The following is a 21,964-nucleotide window of genomic DNA, read 5'->3' on the forward strand; positions in this document are numbered from 1 at the left end:
CGCATGCTTCGTTGGTTGACCGCAGGTGAGTCGCACGGACCCGAACTGATCGCCGTGCTCGAGGGTCTCCCCGCGGGCGTCCCGGTGTCCTTCGACCGGATCCGCGAGGACCTCGCGCGCCGGAAGCTCGGCTACGGCCGTGGCTCCCGGATGAAGTTCGAGCAGGACGAACTGCACGTCTCCGGCGGCGTCCGGCACGGGTTCTCGCTCGGCAGCCCGGTCGCGATCCGCATCGGCAACACCGAGTGGCCGAAGTGGGTCGAGGTGATGAACCCGGAGCCGGTCGAGGAGACCGAGGCGTCGCGTGGTCGTTCGGCACCGCTCACCCGCCCGCGCCCGGGCCACGCCGATCTCGTCGGCATGCAGAAGTACGGCTTCGACGAATCCAGGCCGATCCTCGAACGCGCGTCGGCGCGCGAGACCGCGGCTCGTGTCGCACTCGGTGCCGTCGCCAAGGCGTTCCTCGGCGAACTCGGCATCCGCTCGGTGAGCCACACGCTGCAGGTCGGCACCGTCCGCGTGCCCGACGACACCGCACTGCCGATGCCCGACGACGTCGATCGGCTGGACGACGACCAGCTCCGCTGCTTCGACGCGGAGACGAGCGCGCGCATGGTGACCGAGGTCGAGTCCGCCAAGAAGGACGGGGACACCCTCGGCGGGGTCGTCGAGGTCCTGTTCTACGGGGTGCCGCCCGGCCTCGGGTCGCACGTGCACTGGGACCGTCGTCTCGACGCCCGTCTCGCCGCCGCGATCATGGGGATCCAGGCCATCAAGGGCGTCGAGGTCGGCGACGGCTTCGCGACCGCCGGTCGTCGCGGTTCCGCGGCGCACGACGAGCTCTACCGCGAAGACGGCGAGATCACCCGCGGGACCGACCGTGCGGGCGGCACCGAGGGCGGCATGTCGACCGGCACCGTGCTCCGCGTCCGCGCCGGCATGAAGCCCATCGCCACGATCCCGCACGCGCTGCACACCATCGACGTCGCGACCGGAGAGGACGCTGCCGCGCACCACCAGCGCTCGGACGTCTGCGCGGTGCCCGCTGCGGGTGTCGTTGCCGAGGCCATGGTCGCGCTCGTGCTCGCGGACGCGGTGCTCGAGAAGTTCGGCGGCGACAACGTCGTCGAGACCAAGCGCAACATGGACGCCTACCTCGCGGCCATCCCGGAGACCCTGCAGACCCGCCGCGCCGAGACGACAGCCTCGCCGGCGTCGCACACCTCGGCCTGGTGAGCGAGCAGTCGACGACGACGTCGACCGCTGGTCCGGCCGGGCGGCCCGTCGTCATCATCGGGCCGATGGGCGCCGGCAAGTCGAGCGTCGGCAAGCGGGTCGCGAAGGCGCTCGGACTGCCGTTCACCGACACCGACCGGATGATCGTTCGATCGCACGGACCGATCAGCGGCATCTTCGCCGCGCGTGGTGAGACCGAGTTCCGGGCACTCGAGGCGCAGGCCGTGGCAGACGCGATGACGATCGGCGGGGTGATCTCGGTCGGCGGCGGTGCCGTGACGCACGGAGCCACGCGCGAGGCACTGGCCGGTGCGCGGATCGTGCTGCTGACGGTGTCGCCCGAGGCCGTCGCCGAGCGGATCTCCGGGACCAAGCGCCCGTTGCTCGCGACCGGCGGGATCGATGCCTGGACGACGATCGCCGACGAGCGCGCGGCCACGTACGCCGAGCTCGCCCACGTGGTCGTCGACACCTCGCGCCGTCCGATGTCGCGCGTCGTCGAGGACGTCGTCGCCTGGGTCCGGGCCCACGATCCCGAGTCCGCCGACACCCATCCCGACCAGGAGGAACTGTGACCGCACCCACGAACGACGTCGCCCTGCCCGAGGGCACGACCGAGATCCTCGTCGGCGGGCTCCGATCTGCGGAACCGTCGGCGGTCGGTTCCGCGTCTGACGGGTACGCGGTGTCGGTCGGCCACGGACTGCTCGGCGTCGTGCCCGCGGTGCTCGGTCGCGGTGTCGCGAAGGTGCTCATCGTGCACGCCGGGCCACTCGGTGCGCGCGCGGAACAGCTGCGCGCCGCACTCGTCGAGGCAGGGTACGAGGCGCTCATCGCCGAGGTGCCCGACGCCGAGGCCGGCAAGCGTGTCGAGGTCGCGGCGTTCTGCTGGCAGATCATGGGGCAGGCGGACTTCACCCGCACGGACGCCGTCGTGGGGCTCGGTGGCGGCGCCGTCACTGACCTCGCCGGGTTCGTGGCCGCGACCTGGCTCCGCGGCATCGCGTGCGTGCAGATCCCGACGAGCGTGCTCGGCATGGTCGACGCGAGCGTCGGCGGCAAGACGGGCATCAACACCAACGAGGGCAAGAACCTCGTCGGCGCGTTCTCGGCCCCGCGTGCCGTCCTCGTCGACCTCGACCTGGCGACCACGCTCCCGAAGAACGAGATCCTGACCGGGTTCGCCGAGATCGTGAAGGCGGGGTTCATCGCCGTGCCGGAGATCCTCGACATCGTCGAGGCGGACGTCGACCGGGTGACGGACCCGACCACGCCGGAATTCCGTCGGGTCGTCGAGCTCGCGATCGACCTGAAGGCCCGTGTCGTGTCCGAGGACTTCCGCGAGCAGGGCACGCGCGAGATCCTCAACTACGGGCACACCCTCGGGCACGCGATCGAGCACGCGGAGCGGTACCAGTGGCGCCACGGTGCTGCGGTCGCGGTCGGCATGGTGTTCGCGGCCGAACTGGCACGACTGACCGGGCACCTGGACGACGCCACGGTCGATCGGCACCGTGCGATCCTCGACTCGCTGTCCCTGCCGACGAGCTACCCGTCGGGTCGCTGGCTGGGCCTCCTCGCGACGATGCGCCGCGACAAGAAGGCCAGGGCCGGCATGCTGCGGTTCATCATCCTCGACGCGGTCGGCAAGCCCGTCGTGCTCGAAGGTCCGGAGGACGCGATGCTGTTCACGGCCTACCAGGAGGTCGGCGCGTAGCCGTCGGTCGCCGTCCCGGGCCCGTCCTCACTTCCAGCGGAGCCGGTCCCGCATCCGGCGCCGCCACCAACGGAGCCGGAGCGAGATGGTGATCGGCTCGCCGTCCCACACCCGCCGTGCTTCCTCCTCGGTTCGGCCCAGCGAGCGGAGGGCGCCGAGATAGGTGATGTGGAGCTGTCGTCGCACCGACTCGCTGTACTTGAACTGTCCGGTCATCGTCCGGGATCCCCTTCCGGCGGCTCGTCGCACCGCGTCTCTGTCAGCCCGGCGATCTTCCCTGCGAGGTCACGATCGCTCGGTCCGGCCCACCGTACGAACCGGAGCTGGTCCAGCACAGTTGCGGGGATGTCGTATCTCGCACGATCCGGTCGGTCGAGCTCCTGCACCGCCCAGGACAACCGCTCCCAGAACCGCGCGCGCTCGTTCGACCGCCGTGCACTCCGCGCCGTCGCGACGCTCATCGCGGCTGCGACGAGCGCGCTGCACGCCGCGACCACCGCGGCCACGACCGCGGGTTCCCAACCGTCCATGTGTCCTCCCGTCACCGATGCTGGCCGGTGATGCGTGCCTCCAGGCCGAGTGCCCGGCCACCTGTGGACGTGCGGCCGTCCTGCCGGACCTGTGGAGAACAGCCGTCCGCTACACTCGTCCGAGGCGTTCCCGCCCGTCGCGCACCGCGCACGGCCGTGCGGAACCCGATGGGCGCAGCCCGACCGAAGAGCCCGAGCTGGTCCCGGATCCGGACCGCCGGCACACGACACGCGAAACGGAAGAGAAGCGCATGGCGAGCACCACGGACATCAAGAACGGCGCCGTCCTCAACATGGACGGCCAGCTCTGGAGCGTCATCGACTTCCAGCACGTCAAGCCGGGCAAGGGCGGCGCGTTCGTCCGCACCAAGATGAAGAACGTCGTCTCGGGCAAGGTCGTCGACCGCACGTTCAACGCCGGTGCGCGCCTCGAGTTCGCCACGGTCGACCGTCGCGACTTCCAGTACCTCTACACGGACGGTGACCTGTTCGTCTTCATGGACACCGACACCTACGACCAGGTCAGCATCCCGGCCGAGATCGTCGGCGACGCCAAGAACTTCATGCTCGAGTCCTCCACCGCGACGATCGCGATGAACGAGGGCAACCCGCTCTACGTCGAGCTCCCCGCGAGCGTCGTGCTCGAGGTCACCTACACCGAGCCCGGCCTGCAGGGCGACCGCTCGACGGGCGGCACGAAGCCCGCGACGGTCGAGACCGGCTACCAGATCCAGGTCCCGCTGTTCCTCGAGACCGGCACGAAGGTCAAGGTCGACACCCGCACGGGCGACTACCTCAGCCGGGTCAACTAGGGATGAGCGCACGCTCCAAGGCGCGCAAGCGTGCCCTCGACATGCTCTACGTGGCCGAGGTCCGGGAGCTCCCGATCGGCGAGGTGCTGAGCACCGAGACCGTCCGGCACCTCGACAACCCGGAACGCGCCTCGAGCTGGGACTACGCGCGGCAGATCGTCACCGGCGTCGCCGACTGGAAGTCCGACATCGACCGCATCATCGTCGACCACGCGCAGGGCTGGACGATCGCCAGGATGCCGGTGATCGACCGCAGCATCCTCCGCGCCGGGGTGTGGGAGATCCGGTTCAACGACGAGGTCCCGAACCCGGTCGCGATCGCCGAGGCGGTCGAGCTCGCGCAGTCGCTCTCCACGGCCGAGTCGGCGGGGTTCGTCAACGGCGTGCTCGGTGCCGTGGCGGGGGAGCCGCGGAACGCCGCAGCGACCGCTGCCGGCCCCGGTGACCCGATCGCCGACGGACTCGTCGTCGCCGAGGGCGACGACCCGGAAGAAGACGACGACGACATGACGGCCGGCACCGCGCGCTAGGCTGCTCCCGACAACCACGTCCTTTAATGCCGTCCTGTGAGGCGGGGAAGGAGGTCGCCGTGGGAACCAGAACGGTCCTGCAGCAATCCGACATCACGCGCGCGCTGACGCGTATCGCCCACGAGATCCTCGAGGCCAACTCCGGGGCCTCCGACCTCGTGGTCCTCGGGATCCCCACCCGGGGCGTCGTGCTCGCGGACCGTCTCGGCGCGGTGCTCGAGTCGATCGAACCCGAGACCTTCGGTCCGGCGTCCGAGCGTGTCGGCCGTCTCGACGTCACCATGCACCGGGACGACCTGGGCCGTGGCCTCGGCCGGACACCGCAGCGGACCGTGATCCCGGCCGGTGGCATCGACGGCAAGGTCGTGGTGCTCGTGGACGACGTCCTCTTCTCCGGCCGGACGATCCGGGCGGCCCTCGACGCGATCCAGAACATCGGTCGTCCGCGGGCGGTCCGACTCGCGGTCCTCGTCGACCGCGGGCACCGGGAGCTCCCGATCCGTGCCGACCACGTCGGCAAGAACCTGCCGACCGCGCTCGCGGAGCGGATCTCGTTGCACCTCGCCGAGACCGACGGTGTCGACGAGGTCGTCATCGAGGGCGGGGTGGCCTGATGCGACACCTGCTCTCGACGAAGGACCTGTCCCGCGACGACGCGATCACCCTGCTCGACGTCGCCGAGGAGATGGCCGAGGTCAGTTCGCGCGAGGTGAAGAAGCTCCCCGCCCTCCGCGGCAAGACCGTCGTGAACCTGTTCTTCGAGGACTCGACGCGCACGCGGATCTCCTTCGAGGCAGCGGCGAAGCGCCTGTCCGCCGACGTCATCAACTTCGCGGCCAAGGGCTCGAGCGTCTCGAAGGGCGAGTCGCTCAAGGACACCGTCCAGACCCTCGGCGCGATGGGTGTCGACGGGATCGTCATCCGGCACGGGGCGTCGGGCGCGCCGCGCGTCCTCGCCGACAGCGCGTGGATCGACGCCGCGGTCGTGAACGCCGGCGACGGCACGCACGAGCATCCGACACAGGCCCTGCTCGACGCGTTCACCATGCGTCGTCGGATCCACGGTGTCGGTTCCCGGGGACGCGACCTCGACGGCGTACGGGTCCTCATCGTCGGCGACGTGCTGCATTCCCGGGTCGCACGGTCGAACGCCTGGCTCCTCCGGACGCTCGGCGCACACGTGACCTTCGCCGCGCCGCCGACGCTCCTGCCGTCGACGCCCGAGCCGTTCGGCGCCGCGGTGCACCACGACCTCGACGTCGCCCTCGCGGAGGATCCGGACGTCGTGATGATGCTCCGGATCCAGCAGGAGCGGATGAACGAGGCCTTCTTCCCGAACCCGCGCGAGTACACGCGGCACTGGGGGCTGACGGCGCAGCGGTTCGCCCGGTTCGACGTGCGGACCCTCGTGATGCACCCCGGACCGATGAACCGCGGGCTCGAGATCGCCGGGGTCGCGGCAGACGACCCCCGCTCGACGATCGTCGAGCAGGTCGAGAACGGCGTGTCGGTGCGGATGGCGGCGCTGTACCTGACCATGACGAGCGAAGCGACGCCAGCACCGACGTCCACCAGCCAGGAGGCGACAGCATGACCGCAGCACATCTGATCCGCAGCGCTCAGCTCGTCGACGGCACCCGCGCGGACATCCGCGTCGAGGGCGGCCGCATCCGAGCGGTCGGGTCCGGACTGGACACCACCGGCGCCACGGTCGTCGACGCGGACGGGCTCCTCGCCCTGCCCGGCCTCGTCGACCTGCACACGCACCTGCGGGAGCCCGGCCACGAGGAGTCCGAGACCGTGCTCAGCGGATCGCGCGCGGCCGCTGCCGGCGGTTTCACCGCCGTCAACGCGATGGCGAACTCCTCGCCGGTCGCGGACACCGCCGGGGTCGTCGAGCAGGTACAGGCGCTCGGAGACGCGGCGGGCTACGTGACGGTCCGCCCGATCGGAGCGGTGTCCCAGGGACTCCAGGGCACGCACCTCTCCGAGATCGGCGCGATGGCGACGTCCCGCGCCAGGGTCAGGGTCTTCTCCGACGACGGGTCCTGCGTCGCCGATCCGCTGCTCATGCGTCGGGCGCTCGAGTACATCAAGGGCTTCGACGGTGTCCTCGCGCAGCACGCGCAGGACCCCCGACTCACGGTGGACGCGCAGATGAACGAGGGCGCGCTGTCCGCCGAGCTGGGTCTCGCCGGGTGGCCGTCCGTGGCGGAGGAGTCGATCATCGCCCGCGACGTCCTGCTCGCCGACCACGTCGGGGCCAGGCTCCACGTCTGCCACGTGTCGACCGCCGGCAGTGTCGAGGTCATCCGCTGGGCCAAGTCGCGGGGCATCGCCGTCACGGCCGAGGTCACCCCGCACCACCTGCTGCTCACCGAGGACCTCATCGCCGGGGCCGACGGCGCGGCCGGCTACGACGCCCGGTACAAGGTGAACCCGCCGCTCCGGCGTCGCGAGGACGTCGACGCCCTCCGTGCGGCGCTGGCCGACGGCACGATCGACATCGTCGCGACCGACCACGCGCCGCACCCGGCCGAGGCGAAGTGCTGCGAGTGGCCGGCCGCCGCGAACGGCATGGTCGGCCTCGAGTCCGCGCTGAGCGTCGTGCACGCCGCCGTCGTGAGCACCGGACAGCTCGACTGGACGGACGTCGCGCGGGTGCTCAGCGAGGCACCGGCACGCATCGGCCAGGTCTCCGGCCACGGGCAGGGTGTCGTCGTCGGCGCGCCGGCGGAGTTCACGCTCTACGACCCGTCCGCGGCTCGGGAGTTCGCCGTCACCGACCTCGCCGGCCAGTCGTCGAACTCGCCGTACCTCGGCATGACGCTGCCCGGGCGGGTCGTCGCCACCTTCCATCACGGGTACCCGACGGTCCTCGACGGCACGGTCCGGCCCACCGAGGAGATCGCCGCCGCAGCAGCAGCCGCAGCCGCCGCAGCAGCAGCCGGAACCGCAGGCGTGGCACCGGCGGGGGCCCCCGCATGAGGTGGCTCGCCGGCGCGATCATCCTGCTCGCCGTCGCCGCGCTGTTCCTCGCGATGGCGCGCACCTGGCGGACGCGCAGCCGACGTCAGGCGGAGGTCGTGCCTCCCGTCCGTGTGCCGGCCGACCTCGGAGCCGCGACCGCGGAGTTCGACGGCTTCTACGTGGCGACGACCGTCGCCGACGACCCGCTGCAGCGGATCGCGTCCGGTCCGTGGGGCTTCCGGGGTCGCGGTGGTGTCCGCACCCACGACCGTGGTGTGGTGATGACGCTCGCCGGCGCGGACGACCGCTTCGTGGCGTGGTCCGACGTCCGCGGTGCGGACCGCGCGACCGCCGCGATCGACCGCGTGGTCGAGCCGGGCGGACTCGTCCGACTGCGATGGACGGCGACCGGCGCCGCGGGTGCGACGGACCTGGACAGCTACTTCCGGTTCCCGGCGGGTGACGCGGGCGTGCTCGCAGCGCTCCGGGGACCGATCAGCAACGACACGAAGGACCCGCTTGCGGGCGACGAAGGAGAACGATGACACGCGAACGGGCACTGCTCGTCCTCGAGGACGGCACCGAACACGAGGGATGGGCCTACGGCGCCCGCGGCCGCACGCTCGGCGAGGTCGTCTTCGCCACCGGGATGACCGGGTACCAGGAGACGCTCACCGACCCGTCCTACGCGGGGCAGATCGTGGTGCAGACCGCACCGCACATCGGGAACACCGGCGTCAACGACGAGGACCCGGAGTCCGGGCGGATCTGGGTCGCCGGCTACGTCGTGCGCGACCCGAGCCGCGTCGTGTCGAACCACCGCGCGACCGCGAGCCTCGACGAGCACCTGGAGCGCGACGGCATCGTCGGCATCTCGGGTGTGGACACGCGGGCGATCACCCGCCGCATCCGCGACACCGGTGCGATGAAGGGCGGGGTGTTCAGTGGCGCCGACCTCGACCTCGACGAGGGCGAGCGCCTCCGCATCGTCACCGAGCAGGACGGGATGGTCGGCCGGAACCTGTCCGCCGAGGTCTCCACGGCGGACGAGTACGTGGTCGAACCGGAGGGCGAGCGCATCGGCAGCCTCGGGGTCCTCGACCTCGGGGTCAAGACGAGCACGGTCCGCTACCTCGCCGCCCGCGGGTTCGAGGTGCACGTGCTCCCGCAGGACGTCACCATCGACCGGCTCCGCGAGCTCGACCCGGACGCGCTCTTCTACTCCAACGGGCCGGGCGACCCGTCGGCATCGGACGCGCACGTCGCGCTCCTGCAGGAGAGCCTCCGCGACGGTCGGCCCTTCTTCGGCATCTGCTTCGGGAACCAGCTCCTCGGGCGGGCGCTCGGGTTCGGCACCTACAAGCTGCCGTTCGGGCACCGCGGCATCAACCAGCCGGTGCTCGACACGACCACCGGCAAGGTCGAGATCACGAGCCAGAACCACGGGTTCGCGGTCGACGCCCCGATCGGGGAGACGCTCGACTCGCCCGCAGGGTTCGGTCGCGTCGAGGTGAGTCACCACAGCCTGAACGACGACGTGGTCGAGGGACTCCGCGCCCTCGACATCCCGGCGTTCAGCGTGCAGTACCACCCCGAGGCGGCCGCCGGACCGCACGACAGCATGTACCTCTTCGACCGGTTCCGGGACATGGTCGTGGCGCGGAAGGCCGGGGAGCCGCTCGACGCGGCGACGGCTGACGCCACCACACCGGCAGGGTCACCGGCAGGGACGGACGGGAGGCCCGGGGCCGGGTCCGGCGCACCGGTCCCGACCGCCTCGACGAACGCACCCATGCCCGCACCGACGATCGCCTCGACGACCGCACCGACGACCGCCTCGACGAACGAAAGCAGCAACTGATGCCGAAGCGCGCAGACATCTCCTCCGTCCTGGTGATCGGCTCCGGGCCGATCGTCATCGGGCAGGCCGCCGAGTTCGACTACTCCGGTACCCAGGCGTGCCGCGTCCTCCGCAGCGAGGGCATCCGAGTCATCCTGGTCAACCCGAACCCGGCGACGATCATGACCGACCCGGACTTCGCCGACGCCACGTACATCGAGCCGATCACGAACGCCTCCCTCGAGGAGATCATCAAGCTCGAGCGTCCGGACGCAGTGCTCCCGACCCTCGGCGGCCAGACCGCCCTCAACGCGGCGATCGCGCTCGACGAGGCCGGGATCCTCGAGCGGCACGGCGTCGAGCTCATCGGTGCGAAGGTCGACGCGATCCAGCGCGGTGAGGACCGGCAGCTCTTCAAGACGCTCGTGCTCGAGTCCGGCGCGGACGTCGCCAGGAGCCACATCGCGCACACCGTCGACGAGGCCAAGGCGTTCGCCGAGGACCTCGGGTACCCGCTCGTCATCCGGCCGTCCTTCACCATGGGCGGTCTCGGCTCCGGTCTCGTGTACACCGTGGACGAGCTCGTCCGGATGGTCGGCGACGGCCTGCACGCGAGCCCGACGACCGAGGTCCTGATGGAGGAGTCGATCCTCGGCTGGAAGGAGTACGAACTCGAGCTGATGCGGGACAACTTCGACAACACCGTCGTCGTCTGCTCGATCGAGAACGTCGACCCGGTCGGCGTGCACACGGGGGACTCGATCACGGTCGCCCCGGCCCTGACGCTCACCGACCGCGAGTACCAGAACCTCCGCGACATCGGCATCGACATCATCCGCCGTGTCGGGGTCGACACCGGTGGCTGCAACATCCAGTTCGCGATCGACCCGGCGAACGGCCGGGTGATCGTCATCGAGATGAACCCGCGCGTCTCACGGTCGAGTGCCCTCGCGTCGAAGGCCACCGGGTTCCCGATCGCCAAGATCGCGGCGAAGCTCGCGATCGGCTACCGGCTCGACGAGATCCAGAACGACATCACGGGCGTCACACCGGCGAGCTTCGAGCCGACGCTCGACTACGTCGTCGTCAAGGTCCCGCGGTTCGCGTTCGAGAAGTTCCCGGCGGCCGACGCCACGCTGACCACGACGATGAAGAGCGTCGGCGAGGCGATGGCCATCGGCCGGAACTACGTCACCGCCCTCCAGAAGGCGCTCCGCAGCCTCGAGAAGCGCGGGTCGAGCTTCCACTGGGACACCCCGGCCGCGGAGCTCGACAAGGCCCACCTGCTCGAGGTGGCCTCGGTCCCGACCGACGGCCGCATCGTCACCGTGCAGCAGGCGCTGTACGCCGGCGCCACGAGCGCCGAGGTCTTCGACGCCACCGGCATCGACCCGTGGTTCATCGACCAGATCGTGCTCATCAACGAGGTCGCCGCCGAGGTCCGTGACGCCCCGGAACTCGATGCCGACACCCTCCGCTGGGCGAAGCAGCACGGGTTCAGCGACCTGCAGATCGCCGGCCTCCGGAGCGGGCGCGCGACGGGTGCCGACGGGACCGTGACCGACGAGCTCGCGGTCCGGGCCGCCCGGCACGCGCTCGGTGTCCGCCCGGTCTTCAAGACCGTCGACACGTGCGCGGGCGAGTTCCCGGCCCTGACGCCCTACCACTACTCGAGCTACGACTCCGAGTCCGAGGTCGTGCCGAGCGATCGGAAGAAGGTCGTCATCCTCGGGTCGGGACCGAACCGCATCGGGCAGGGCGTCGAGTTCGACTACTCCTGCGTGCACGCGTCGTTCGCGCTGAACGACGCCGGGTTCGAGACCATCATGATCAACTGCAACCCCGAGACGGTCTCCACCGACTACGACACGTCCGACCGCCTGTACTTCGAGCCGCTCACCGCCGAGGACGTCCTCGAGGTCATCGAGGCCGAGTCGGCGTCCGGCGAGCTCGTCGGCGTCGTGGTGCAGCTCGGCGGGCAGACCGCACTTGGCCTCGCGAAGCCCCTCGAGGCGGCCGGGATCCCGATCCTCGGCACGACCCCGACGGCGATCGACTCGGCCGAGGAGCGCGGGCAGTTCTCCGCGATCCTCGACGAGGCCGGGCTGCTCGCGCCCCGCAACGGCACGGCGCACGACCTGTCGAGCGCCACCGCGGTCGCCGAGGAGATCGGCTACCCGGTCCTCGTCCGTCCGTCCTTCGTGCTCGGTGGTCGCGGCATGGAGATCGTCTACGACACCCCGTCGCTCAGCGACTACTTCGACCGCGTCGAGGACCAGGCGATCATCGGCCCGGACCTCCCGCTCCTCGTCGACCGGTTCCTCGACGACGCCGTGGAGATCGACGTCGACGCACTCTTCGACGGCGAGACGCTCTACGTCGGCGGCATCATGGAGCACATCGAGGAGGCCGGCATCCACTCCGGCGACTCGGCGTGCACGCTGCCCCCGGTCGGCCTCGGACGCGGTGAGATCGACGCCGTCCGGGTCGCGACCGAGAAGATCGCCCGCGGCGTCGGCGTGAACGGCCTGCTCAACGTGCAGTTCGCGATCGCCGCCGGGGTCCTCTACGTGATCGAGGCGAACCCCCGCGCGAGCCGCACGGTGCCATTCGTCTCGAAGGCGCTCGGGATCGCCCTGGCCAAGGCCGCCGCGCGCGTGATGACCGGTACGAGCATCGGCGAGCTCATCGCCGAGGGCCTGCTGCCCGAGCGCGACGGGTCGGTCGTGCCGATGCAGGCACCGGTCGCGGTCAAGGAGGCCGTGTTGCCCTTCCGCCGGTTCCGCACCAAGGACGGCCAGGTCGTCGACAGTGTGCTGAGCCCGGAGATGCGCTCCACCGGCGAGGTGATGGGCATCGACCGCGACTTCCCACGGGCGTTCCTGAAGAGCCAGATCGCGGCGTACGGCGGACTGCCGACGTCGGGCACGGTCTTCGTGAGCGTCGCCGACACCGACAAGCGCGCGATCGTCCTGCCGGTGCACCGCCTCCAGCAGCTCGGCTTCACGATCATCGCGACCGAGGGCACCGCGGAGATCCTCCGTCGGAACGGGATCGAGGTCGGGCTCGTCGGCAAGTACAGCGCCGGCGGCGAGAGCGTCGTCGACCTGCTCGCGCGCGACGAGGTCGACATCGTGATCAACACGCCGTCGGGTGCGGCGGGTCGCGCGGACGGCTACGAGATCCGCGCTGCGACCGTGGCGGCGGACAAGCCGATCTTCACGACCATCGCGCAGCTCGGCGCCGCCGTCGCGGCGATCGAGACGATCGGGACACCGCACTCCGTGCGGAGCCTGCAGGACTACGCGCTCGAGCGAGCGACCTGGTGACCAGCGCAACCGCAGGGCGGACGGGAGGCGCGGTGTCGTTCGGCACGCGCCTCCAGTCCGCCATGCGGTCGCGTTCGGCGCTCTGCGTCGGCATCGATCCGCACGTGGCCACGCTCGACGCGTGGGGGCTGTCGCGCGACGAGGCGGGCCTGACCGAGTTCGGTGCGGTCCTCGTCGACGCCGCGGCGGGGCGCGCCGCCGCGGTGAAGCCCCAGGTGGCGTTCTTCGAGGCGGCCGGCTCGAGCGGGTACCGGGCGCTCGAGACGACCATCCGGCGGGCACGGGACGCCGGCCTCCTCGTCATCGCGGACGCCAAGCGCGGTGACATCGGCACCACGGGGGACGCCTACGCGGCCGCGTGGCTCGACGCCGGGTCGCCGCTGGCCTCCGACGCGCTGACGGTCTCGCCGTACCTCGGGTTCGGCGCGCTCGCGGGCACGATCAGGACCGCCAGGACGAACGGCGCCGGGCTCTTCGTCCTCGGCGCGACGAGCAACCCCGAGGGCCGGTCCGTCCAGACGGCGCTCGTGCAGGAGGGGCCGCGTTCCGGGGTGTCGCTGGCCGCCGGTATGGTCGATGACGTGGCAGACGACAACCGACGTGCGGACGGGGCGGGGATGGGATCCCTCGGCCTCGTGCTCGGCGCGACCCTCGACCTGACGGACTTCGGCATCACCGAGCGTGCCGTGGCGACCTCGCCGGTCCTCGCACCGGGGTTCGGTGCACAGGGCGCGCGCATCGAGGACCTCCGCACGGTGTTCGGTGGGATCGCCGACCAGGTGCTCGTCAACGAGTCCCGTGGGCTCCTCGGGGACGGCCCCGCCGGCGTGCGGCGTCTCGTCGCCGACCGCGCCGAGCGGATCGCGGCGGCCCTGGCGTGAGCGGCACGGACGCCCCTGGTCAGACACCCCCCGACGTCGATCGCGTCGCGGCCGCACGTGCCGCCGTGGCCGCTCGTCGCGCCCGCGCCGCGGTGAAGGCCGACGTCGCGGCCGGGGTCCGGACCCCGCTCGAGGTGGCCCAGGCCGCCTGGACCCCGCTGCCGGTCGACACCGCCGACGCGGATCCCGCATCGGCCGAGCGGTCCATGCGGGTCCGCGACCTCCTCACGAGCATCCAGGGCATCGGCCCCGCGCGTGCGGAGATCGTGATGGGGTCGCTGCGCATCGCACCCTCGAAGCGGCTCGGCGGCCTCGGAGTCCGACAGCGGGGTGAGCTCGCCGACTGGTTCGTCGCCCGGTCCAGCAGGTCTCGCGGCTCGTCCAAGCTCGTCGTGCTCGCCGGACCGACCGCCGTCGGCAAGGGCACCGTCTCGGCCTACATCCGCGAGCACCACCCCGAGGTGCTGTTGAGTGTCTCCGCGACGACGCGCGCGCCGCGTCCGGGCGAGATCGACGGCGTGCACTACTACTTCGTCGACGACGCAGAGTTCGACCGCATGGTCGCCGACCACGAGATGCTCGAGTGGGCCGTGGTGCACAACTCGTACCGCTACGGCACGCCCCGCCCGCCGATCGACGCCGCGCTCGACGACGGCAAGAAGGTCATGCTCGAGATCGACCTGCAGGGCGCCCGACAGGTGCGCACCGCGATGCCGGAGGCCGTGCTGGTCTTCCTCCTGCCGCCGACGTGGGAGGAACTGGTCCGCCGGCTCATCGGCCGCGGCACCGAGGAAGCCGCCGAGCAGCAGCGCCGGCTCGACACCGCGAAGGTCGAGCTCGCCGCGCAGGACGAGTTCGACGTGCGGATCGTGAACTCGGATGTCAGCACCGCGGCGCAAGAGGTCGTAGACTTGTTCCTCGCGCGCTGAGACCGTTCGTCTCGCGCGCCCGCACGCATCAGCACCTGTTCGCATCGCACATCGAGGAGTCACCATGGCCGACCGTTCCAAGGGCATCATCGACCCGCCCATCGACGACCTGCTCTCCAAGGTCGAGTCGAAGTACGCCCTCGTGATCTTCGCGTCCAAGCGCGCCCGGCAGATCAACGACTACTACGCCGACCTGCACGAGGGTTCGCTCTTCGACAACGTCGGACCGCTCGTGGACTCCACGATCGACGACAAGCCGCTGTCCGTGGCGATGCACGAGATCAACGAGGACAAGCTCACCGCGACGCCGCAGGCCGCCGCTCCCGTCGCCTGACCCGGCTCATCGACACGTTGCGTCCTGATCACGTGCCTGCCGCACTGCGCCTCTTCACGTCGGAGTCCGTCACCGAGGGCCACCCGGACAAGATCTGCGACCAGATCTCGGACCGGATCCTCGATGCCCTCCTGACGGTCGACCCGGCGAGTCGTGTGGCGGTGGAGACGCTCGTCACCACCGGCCTCGTGCACGTGGCGGGTGAGGTCACGACGTCCGGGTACGTCGACATCCCGACGATCGTCCGTGACGTCATCACCGGCATCGGCTACAACTCGTCGGAGGTCAGCTTCGACGGCCGGACCTGCGGCGTCGAGGTCTCGATCGGATCGCAGTCCCCGGACATCGCGCAGGGCGTGGACGTCTCGCTCGACGCACGGACCGCCGCCGCGACGGGTGTCGACGGGGGAGACCCGCTCGACCGCCAGGGTGCCGGCGACCAGGGGATCATGTTCGGGTTCGCGACGAACGAGACGCCCGAGTACATGCCGGTCGCGATCTGGCTCGCCCATCGCCTCGCCGAGCGGCTCGCGGCCGTCCGGAAGTCCGGCGAGCTGACGTTCCTCCGTCCCGACGGCAAGACACAGGTCACCGTCGGGTACGACGGCGTCGTGCCCAGGACGGTCGAGACCGTCGTGGTCTCGACCCAGCACGCGCCGAGCATCTCCCTCGACGACCTGACCGCCGAGGTCACGGAGCACGTGATCACTCCGGTGCTCGCACAGTCCGACCTCGACTGGTCGCACGTCGAGATCATCGTGAACCCGACGGGCAAGTTCGAGATCGGCGGCCCACAGGGTGACGCCGGGCTCACCGGCCGGAAGGTGATCGTCGACACGTACGGCGGTGCATCGCGGCACGGTGGTGGCGCGTTCAGCGGCAAGGACCCGTCGAAGGTCGACCGCTCTGCCGCCTACGCCATGCGCTGGGTCGCGAAGAACGCCGTCGCGGCGGGGCTCGCGGACCGGCTCGAGGTGCAGGTCGCCTACGCGATCGGTCGCGCGGCCCCCGTCGGGCTCTACGTGGAGTCCTTCGGCACCGGACACGTGGCGGACGACGTCATCACCGAGGCGATCCGGTCGGTGTTCGACCTCCGCCCCGCGGCGATCATCCGCGACCTCGACCTGCTCCAGCCGAAGTACGCGGTGACGGCGACGTACGGCCACTTCGGGCGGGAGCTCCCGGGGTTCACCTGGGAGACGCTCGACCGCGTCGAGCAGCTCCGCGTCGCAGCCGGGCTCGTCCCCGTCGCGGTCTGACCACTCGATGAGCGGGGCCGACGCCGGACCGCCGGTCGCTGACGTCCAGCGTGCGGTCGGGGACCGGGCGGTCGACGATGCCCGTCGGCCGGTGATCGCTCGCGTCGTCCTGGATTCGCCGCTCCCGCAGCTCGACCGGCTGTTCGACTACCGCATCCCGGACGCCATGGCGGAGACCTGCGTCCCCGGTGTGCGGGTGAAGGTGCCCCTCCGCACCGGGAACCGGATGGCGGACGCGTACGTCGTCGAGACGCTCTCCGAGAACGCCTACCCCGGTGAGCTCAGCGTCATCGAGGACGTCGTGTCCGCGGTGCCGGTGCTCGCGCCGGAGATCTGGCGACTCGCGCGTGCGGTCGCCGACCGAGCGGCGGGCGTGGCCAGCGACGTCCTGCGTCTCGCGGTGCCGCCACGGCAGGTCCGCGCAGAGAAGGCGTTCCTCGCCAGGGACACGTCGGTGGTCCGCCCCGCGGTCCTCGCCCCGTCGATCAGCGCGTACCCCGACGGCGTCGTCGAACGGCTCGTGGTGAACGGCGGTCGCGCGGCGCTCACCGCGGTCGCGCACCCGATGCGCCTCGCCGACGACTCCTGGGTGTCCGGCTGGGCGATGACCATGGCGCAGGCCGCCGCCAGGACGATCGCCACCGAACGCTCCGCGGTGCTCATCGTGCCGGACTTCCGCGACCTCGCCGAACTCGAGCGGGCCGTCACGTCGTTCGTGCCCGCCGAACGCGTGGTCCGGTTCGACGCCAAGCAGACGAACGGCCAGCGCGCCAAGGCCCTGCTGCAGGCGTCGTCGGAGGCCGTCGTCGCGATCGGGAACCGCACGGCCGTCTACGCGCCGGCGACGGACCTCGGACTCATCGCGATGTGGGACGACGGTGATCCGTCGTTCGTCGAGCAGCGTGCGCCGTACGTGCACACCCGGGACGTCGCCCTCGTCCGGACGGCGCAGTCCGGCGCGTCGCTGCTGCTGGCGGCACACGCCAGGACGACCGACGTGCAGCGACTCGTCGAGCTCGGCTGGCTCGAGGACGTCCGTCCTCTCCGTGCCGTCACGCCGCGCGTGGTCCCGACGGCGCAGCAGACCGCTGCAGAGGGCTGGCTCGCCCACGCCAGGATCCCCTCCTCCGCGTGGAAGGCGGCCAGGGACGCCAGCCGTGACGGGCCCGTGCTCGTGCAGGTCGCCAGCCCCGGGTTCGCGACCGGACTCGTGTGCGCGGACTGCGGCGAGCGGGCCACGTGTCGACGGTGCGGCGGCCCGCTCGGCAACCAGATGTCCGGCGGTGCTCCGGAGTGCCGCTGGTGCGGCGCACTCGCCGTCGCGTACCGCTGCCCGACGTGTGGCGGTGGCCGGCTGAAACCCGTCGGCAACGGCGCGCAGCGCACCGCGGACGAACTCGGGCGCGCGTTCCCCGGCACGCGGATCGTCGTCGCGGACGGCGGCCGGCCGATCGACGCCGTCGACGAGCGGCCCGCGATCGTCGTGGCGACCCGCGGTGCCGAGCCCGCGGCTCCCGGCGGCTACGCGTGCGTGCTGCTCCTCGACGGGGAGCGGATGCTCGCGCGCGAGGGTCTCCGCGTCGCCGAGGACGTCCTGCGCATCTGGGCGAACGCCGCGGCGCGCGCATCCCGCGGCGGGACCGTGTACCTCGTCGGGATCGGTGGTCGGCTCGCGACGGCCATGGCGACGTGGCGGTTGGACGTCCCGGCGCACGAGGAACTCGGCGACCGGCGACAGCTGCACTTCCCGCCGGCGGTGCGGGTCGCGACCCTGACCGGCACCGAGGACGCCGTCTCCGCGGCGGTCGAGGCGCTCGGCGACGCCACGGTCGGGCCGGTGCTCGGTCCGGTCCCGGTCCTCGACACGGCGGGCAGCGTCCCGGCGGGAACGGTCCGGGCGATCGTGCGGTTCCCGTACGCGCACGGCACCGAGGTCGCGGCGACGCTCAAGGCCGAGGTCATCCGCCGGTCCTCCACCAGACGGGTCCTGCCGGGCGGGAACCGTCGCCGCGCGGCACCTACACTCAGGGTGCGGTTGGACGACGTCGAGCCCTTCGCCGAGGCCTGAGCCCCGTGCCCGCCCGCCGCACCCCCACCATCGACCCACGACCGTCTCGGAGCCCATGCGCCTCGTCGTCGCCGGCAGCCCGGCCGCAGCAGTCCCCACCCTCCGTCGCCTCGCGGCCTCCGACCACGAGGTCGTCGCCGCGCTCACCCGACCGGCCTCGCCGCAGGGGCGGAAGCGCGTCATGACACCGACGCCGGTGTCGAGCGTCGCCGCGGAGCTCGGGATCCCCGTGATCGAGGCCACCCGCGTCGACGACGAGGTCACGGCCAGGATCGCGGAACTCGACGTCGACCTCGGCGTCATCGTGGCGTACGGCGCACTCCTCCGTCGCGCGGCACTCGACACCCCGCGGCACGGGTGGGTCAACCTGCACTTCTCGGACCTCCCCGAGTACCGCGGTGCCGCACCGGTGCAACGAGCCGTCCTCGCGGGCGACCGCGTGACCGCCGCGACGGTGTTCCAGCTCGTGGAGGCGCTCGACGCGGGCCCGGTGTTCGCCACCTCGCCGTTCACGATCGACCCCGAGGCGACCTCGGGCGACGTCCTCGCCACGATGGCGGACCTCGGTGCCGACGTCGTCGCCGACGTCGTGGACGGCATCGCGGACGGATCCGCGGTGGCGGTGGCGCAGACCGGCACCCCGACGCTCGCCCCGAAGCTCACCATCGACGACGGCCGGGTCCGCTTCGACCGCCCGTCGGCCGCCGTGCACGCGCACGTCCGTGGGGTCACGCCGGAACCGGGGGCGTACGCGTACGTGGGCGAGCAGCGCGTCAAGATCCAGCGGGTCGCGCTGGTCGCGCCCGAGGGCGGTCGGACGGGAGGCACGTCCTCCTCCGACGCATCGCTCGCGCCCGGCGCCCTCCGGCTGGACGGAGCGCGGCTGGTCGTCGGTGCGACCGACGGCGTCGTCGAGCTGGTCGAGGTCCAGCCCGCGGGCAAGACGCCCATGGCGGGAGCGGCGTGGGCCAGGGGCCTCGGCGACCTCGAGGGGGTGTCGTTCGCATGACGGACTCTCGACGCGGCTCGGGCTGGGGCAACCGCGGCGCGGGGACCAGCGCACGGCGCGTGGCCCTCGACGTCATCCGCGCGGTGCAGGCCGACGACGCCTACGCGAACCTGCTGCTCCCGGTGCGGATCCGCCGTGCCGGGCTGACCCCGCGCGACGCCGGGTTCGCGACCGAGCTCACCTACGGCACCATCCGGATGATCGGCACCTACGACGCGGTCATCGAGGCGGCGTCCGGGCGTCGGGTCGCGAACATCGAGGCGGACGTGCTCGACGTGCTCCGTCTCGGCGTGCACCAGCTCTGCGGGATGCGGGTGCCGTCGCACGCGGCCGTGTCCCAGACGGTCGAGCTGACGCATGCGATCGGGGCGCGCCGCGCGAGCGGGTTCGTGAACGCGGTGCTCCGGAAGGTGGCCGCCAAGGACCTCGAGGCCTGGGACGCCGAGATCACCCGGGGACTCACCGGGGACGACCTGCTCGCCACGCGCTGGTCACACCCGCGATGGGTCGTCGGTGCACTGCGGGACGCCCTCGCGGCGGAACGCTCCCGGGACGAACTCGTCGCACTGCTCGCGGCGGACAACGCGGCACCCCGGGTGAGCCTCGTCGCGCTCCCCGGCCTCGCCGAGCCGACCGACCCGATCACGCGCGACGACGCTGCGGAGGAGGCCGTGCCTCCCGTCCTGGTCGACGACGCGGCGGCGGATGCGACGGGGGCCGACCTGTCGGTGTCGCCGATCGGCATCCGTGGGGTCGCCGGCGACCCCGCGCGCATCCCCGCCGTCGCCGACGGCCGCATGCGCGTGCAGGACGAGGGCTCGCAGCTCGCCGCCCTCGCGTTGAGCCGGTCGTCCGAGGTCCGTCCGGGGGAGCGCTGGCTCGACCTCTGCGCCGGCCCCGGCGGCAAGGCGGCGCTCCTCGCGGCGGAAGCCAGGCGGACCGGTGCCAGTCTCGTGGCGAACGAACTCGCCCCGGCGCGCGTCGGACTCGTGCGGCAGGCGCTCTCCCGCTTCGACGACGTCGTGACGGTGGTCCAGGGCGACGGACGACGCTTCGGGATCGACGACGCGACGGGGGTCGAGGCCGCGGGTGGGTACGACCGGATCCTCCTCGACGCGCCGTGCTCCGGCCTCGGTGCACTCCGTCGTCGACCGGAGGCCCGGTGGCGGAAGGTCCCGGAGGACGTCACCGAGCTCGCCGAGCTCCAGTCGGACCTCCTCGACGCAGCCGTCCGGTCGCTCGCACCCGGGGGGACACTCGCCTACGTCACGTGTTCGCCGCACCTCGCCGAGACCCGGGGCCAGGTCGACGCCGTGATGCGCCGGCACGGAGCGGTGCTCGAGCAGCTCGACACGGCGGAGGTCGTCCGCGCCGTCGCAGCCCGGGACCCGCAGGTCGCCGACGGTCGGACGGTGCAGCTCTGGCCGCACCGGATCGGCACCGACGCGATGTTCGTGGCCCTCCTCCGCCGGCGCTGACCCGCCCCGCAGGTCCGTGGAGTTCGGGCTGGCCGGTCCCGCACGTTCGTGCAGTCGTGGATCGGTAGGCTCGCACGGTGACGATCCGCATCTCCCCGAGCATCCTGTCCGCCGACTTCGCGAACCTCGAGCGCGAGCTGCAGCGGATCAGCACCGCCGACATGGTGCACGTCGACGTCATGGACAACCACTTCGTGCCGAACCTGACGCTCGGGCTCCCGGTCGTCGAGCGCCTCCAGCAGGTGTCACCGATCCCGCTCGACGTGCACCTCATGATCACCGACGCGGACCGGAACGCCCCGGCCTATGCCGAGCTCGGAGCGGCGAGCGTGACGTTCCACCTCGAGGCAGCGACCGATCCCGTGGCCACCGCCCGGGCGATCCGCTCGAACGGCGCGCGTGCTGCCGTCGCGGTCAAGCCCGGGACCGACGTCGCGCCCGTCCTCGAGCACCTCGACGCGTACGACATGATCCTGCTCATGACCGTCGAGCCGGGCTTCGGCGGGCAGTCGTTCATGCCCGACGTGATGCCGAAGCTCAGCCGTGCGCGGGCCGCGGTCGACGCGTCGGGGCTCGACGTGTGGCTCGAGGTCGACGGCGGGATCGCACTCGACACCGTCGATCAGGCCGTCACGAGCGGTGCGGACACCCTCGTCGCCGGGTCCGCGGTCTTCGGCGGGGCGCCCGAGGAGCGCATCGCCGGGCTCCGTCGTGCCGCGGAGTCCGCTGGACGGGCCGCCGCCGACGGACGGGTAGCCTAGGACCGTGAAGACTTTCGACGACCTGTTCGCCGAGCTCTCCGAGAAGGCGCTGTCGCGTCCCGAGGGCTCCGGCACCGTCGCCGAACTGGACGCCGGCGTGCACCAGATCGGCAAGAAGATCGTGGAAGAGGCCGCCGAGGTGTGGATGGCTGCCGAGTACGAGGGTGACGTCCGGACCGCGGAGGAGATCTCCCAGCTGATCTACCACCTGCAGGTGCTGCTCGTCGCCAAGGGCCTGACCCCGGAGGACGTCTGGCGACATCTCTGATGTCGCACGGTGA

Annotated in this window: 22 protein-coding genes; 21 read left to right on the forward strand and 1 reads right to left on the reverse strand. The window is 71.8% G+C overall.

The features are described from left to right. Positions 1-3 precede the first annotated feature (3 nt). From aroC to aroB, 3 genes are read left to right on the forward strand one after another with little or no spacing between them, the layout of a single operon-like run. Positions 4-1,236 (forward strand): chorismate synthase, encoded by a 1,233-nt coding sequence (gene aroC / locus ASF23_RS00490; RefSeq protein ID WP_055947478.1) that lies wholly within the window; start codon positions 4-6, stop codon positions 1,234-1,236. Next, the gene (locus ASF23_RS00495) at positions 1,233-1,811 is read left to right on the forward strand and encodes a shikimate kinase (protein ID WP_326998983.1); all 579 of its coding nucleotides are present in this window, start codon (positions 1,233-1,235) and stop codon (positions 1,809-1,811) included. Before aroC ends, ASF23_RS00495 begins: the two co-directional genes overlap by 4 nt. A 23-nt stretch (positions 1,812-1,834) precedes the next feature. Continuing rightward, positions 1,835-2,953, forward strand: a complete 1,119-nt coding sequence (gene aroB, locus ASF23_RS00500) for a 3-dehydroquinate synthase (protein WP_442855002.1) — start codon at positions 1,835-1,837, stop codon at positions 2,951-2,953. 27 nt (positions 2,954-2,980) lie between these two features. On the opposite strand, the gene ASF23_RS00505 is transcribed toward aroB, so the two are convergent. Further along, positions 2,981-3,169 (reverse strand): hypothetical protein, encoded by a 189-nt coding sequence (locus tag ASF23_RS00505; protein WP_055947481.1) that lies wholly within the window; start codon positions 3,167-3,169, stop codon positions 2,981-2,983. A gap of 129 nt (positions 3,170-3,298) precedes the next feature. Between ASF23_RS00505 and ASF23_RS18070 the strand changes: the two genes are divergently transcribed. The 18 genes from ASF23_RS18070 to ASF23_RS00595 all read left to right on the forward strand — a co-directional run bounded on the left by ASF23_RS18070 (position 3,299) and on the right by ASF23_RS00595 (position 21,951). Then, entirely contained in the window at positions 3,299-3,514 is a 216-nt protein-coding gene (locus ASF23_RS18070) for a hypothetical protein (protein WP_156364025.1), read from the forward strand. 220 nt (positions 3,515-3,734) lie between these two features. Beyond that, entirely contained in the window at positions 3,735-4,295 is a 561-nt protein-coding gene (efp, locus tag ASF23_RS00515) for an elongation factor P (protein WP_055947488.1), read from the forward strand. A gap of 2 nt (positions 4,296-4,297) precedes the next feature. Then, a complete protein-coding gene (gene nusB / locus ASF23_RS00520; protein WP_082473662.1) occupies positions 4,298-4,825 on the forward strand; it encodes a transcription antitermination factor NusB in 528 nt (175 codons plus the stop codon). Positions 4,826-4,884: 59 nt separating this feature from the next. After that, positions 4,885-5,439: a bifunctional pyr operon transcriptional regulator/uracil phosphoribosyltransferase PyrR gene (gene pyrR / locus ASF23_RS00525; RefSeq protein WP_156364027.1), complete on the forward strand. Its 555-nt coding sequence runs from the start codon at positions 4,885-4,887 to the stop codon at positions 5,437-5,439. Continuing rightward, on the forward strand, positions 5,439-6,419 hold the full coding sequence (locus ASF23_RS00530; protein ID WP_055947493.1) for an aspartate carbamoyltransferase catalytic subunit: 981 nt from the start codon (positions 5,439-5,441) through the stop codon (positions 6,417-6,419). The genes pyrR and ASF23_RS00530 overlap by 1 nt, the downstream gene beginning before the upstream one ends. Beyond that, the gene (locus ASF23_RS00535) at positions 6,416-7,813 is read left to right on the forward strand and encodes a dihydroorotase (RefSeq protein WP_055947495.1); all 1,398 of its coding nucleotides are present in this window, start codon (positions 6,416-6,418) and stop codon (positions 7,811-7,813) included. Before ASF23_RS00530 ends, ASF23_RS00535 begins: the two co-directional genes overlap by 4 nt. Continuing rightward, on the forward strand, positions 7,810-8,340 hold the full coding sequence (locus tag ASF23_RS00540; protein WP_055947498.1) for a PH-like domain-containing protein: 531 nt from the start codon (positions 7,810-7,812) through the stop codon (positions 8,338-8,340). The genes ASF23_RS00535 and ASF23_RS00540 overlap by 4 nt, the downstream gene beginning before the upstream one ends. Beyond that, positions 8,337-9,656 carry a glutamine-hydrolyzing carbamoyl-phosphate synthase small subunit gene (gene carA, locus ASF23_RS00545; protein ID WP_082473663.1) on the forward strand — a complete coding sequence of 440 codons (1,320 nt, stop codon included), beginning with the start codon at positions 8,337-8,339 and terminating at the stop codon, positions 9,654-9,656. Before ASF23_RS00540 ends, carA begins: the two co-directional genes overlap by 4 nt. Beyond that, positions 9,656-12,964, forward strand: coding sequence for a carbamoyl-phosphate synthase large subunit (gene carB / locus ASF23_RS00550; RefSeq protein ID WP_055947500.1), 3,309 nt, complete (start codon positions 9,656-9,658; stop codon positions 12,962-12,964). Before carA ends, carB begins: the two co-directional genes overlap by 1 nt. Beyond that, a complete protein-coding gene (pyrF, locus tag ASF23_RS00555; protein ID WP_082473664.1) occupies positions 12,961-13,845 on the forward strand; it encodes an orotidine-5'-phosphate decarboxylase in 885 nt (294 codons plus the stop codon). The genes carB and pyrF overlap by 4 nt, the downstream gene beginning before the upstream one ends. Next, a complete protein-coding gene (gene gmk / locus ASF23_RS00560; protein WP_055947503.1) occupies positions 13,842-14,774 on the forward strand; it encodes a guanylate kinase in 933 nt (310 codons plus the stop codon). The genes pyrF and gmk overlap by 4 nt, the downstream gene beginning before the upstream one ends. Positions 14,775-14,838: 64 nt before the next feature. Continuing rightward, entirely contained in the window at positions 14,839-15,108 is a 270-nt protein-coding gene (gene rpoZ, locus ASF23_RS00565; RefSeq protein ID WP_055947506.1) for a DNA-directed RNA polymerase subunit omega, read from the forward strand. A 32-nt stretch (positions 15,109-15,140) separates the two neighbouring features. Then, positions 15,141-16,367, forward strand: a complete 1,227-nt coding sequence (metK, locus tag ASF23_RS00570) for a methionine adenosyltransferase (protein ID WP_055947510.1) — start codon at positions 15,141-15,143, stop codon at positions 16,365-16,367. Positions 16,368-16,374: 7 nt separating this feature from the next. Beyond that, a complete protein-coding gene (locus ASF23_RS00575; protein WP_162236665.1) occupies positions 16,375-18,435 on the forward strand; it encodes a primosomal protein N' in 2,061 nt (686 codons plus the stop codon). 55 nt (positions 18,436-18,490) lie between these two features. After that, entirely contained in the window at positions 18,491-19,444 is a 954-nt protein-coding gene (locus tag ASF23_RS00580; protein WP_055947513.1) for a methionyl-tRNA formyltransferase, read from the forward strand. After that, a complete protein-coding gene (locus tag ASF23_RS00585; protein ID WP_055947517.1) occupies positions 19,441-20,922 on the forward strand; it encodes an RsmB/NOP family class I SAM-dependent RNA methyltransferase in 1,482 nt (493 codons plus the stop codon). The genes ASF23_RS00580 and ASF23_RS00585 overlap by 4 nt, the downstream gene beginning before the upstream one ends. Before the next feature lie 77 nt (positions 20,923-20,999). Further along, the gene (rpe, locus tag ASF23_RS00590; RefSeq protein ID WP_055947520.1) at positions 21,000-21,683 is read left to right on the forward strand and encodes a ribulose-phosphate 3-epimerase; all 684 of its coding nucleotides are present in this window, start codon (positions 21,000-21,002) and stop codon (positions 21,681-21,683) included. A gap of 4 nt (positions 21,684-21,687) precedes the next feature. Further along, the gene (locus tag ASF23_RS00595) at positions 21,688-21,951 is read left to right on the forward strand and encodes a phosphoribosyl-ATP diphosphatase (protein ID WP_055947523.1); all 264 of its coding nucleotides are present in this window, start codon (positions 21,688-21,690) and stop codon (positions 21,949-21,951) included. The last annotated feature ends 13 nt before the right edge of the window (positions 21,952-21,964 follow it).

This window comes from Curtobacterium sp. Leaf261 (assembly GCF_001422205.1).
Classification (GTDB): domain Bacteria; phylum Actinomycetota; class Actinomycetes; order Actinomycetales; family Microbacteriaceae; genus Curtobacterium.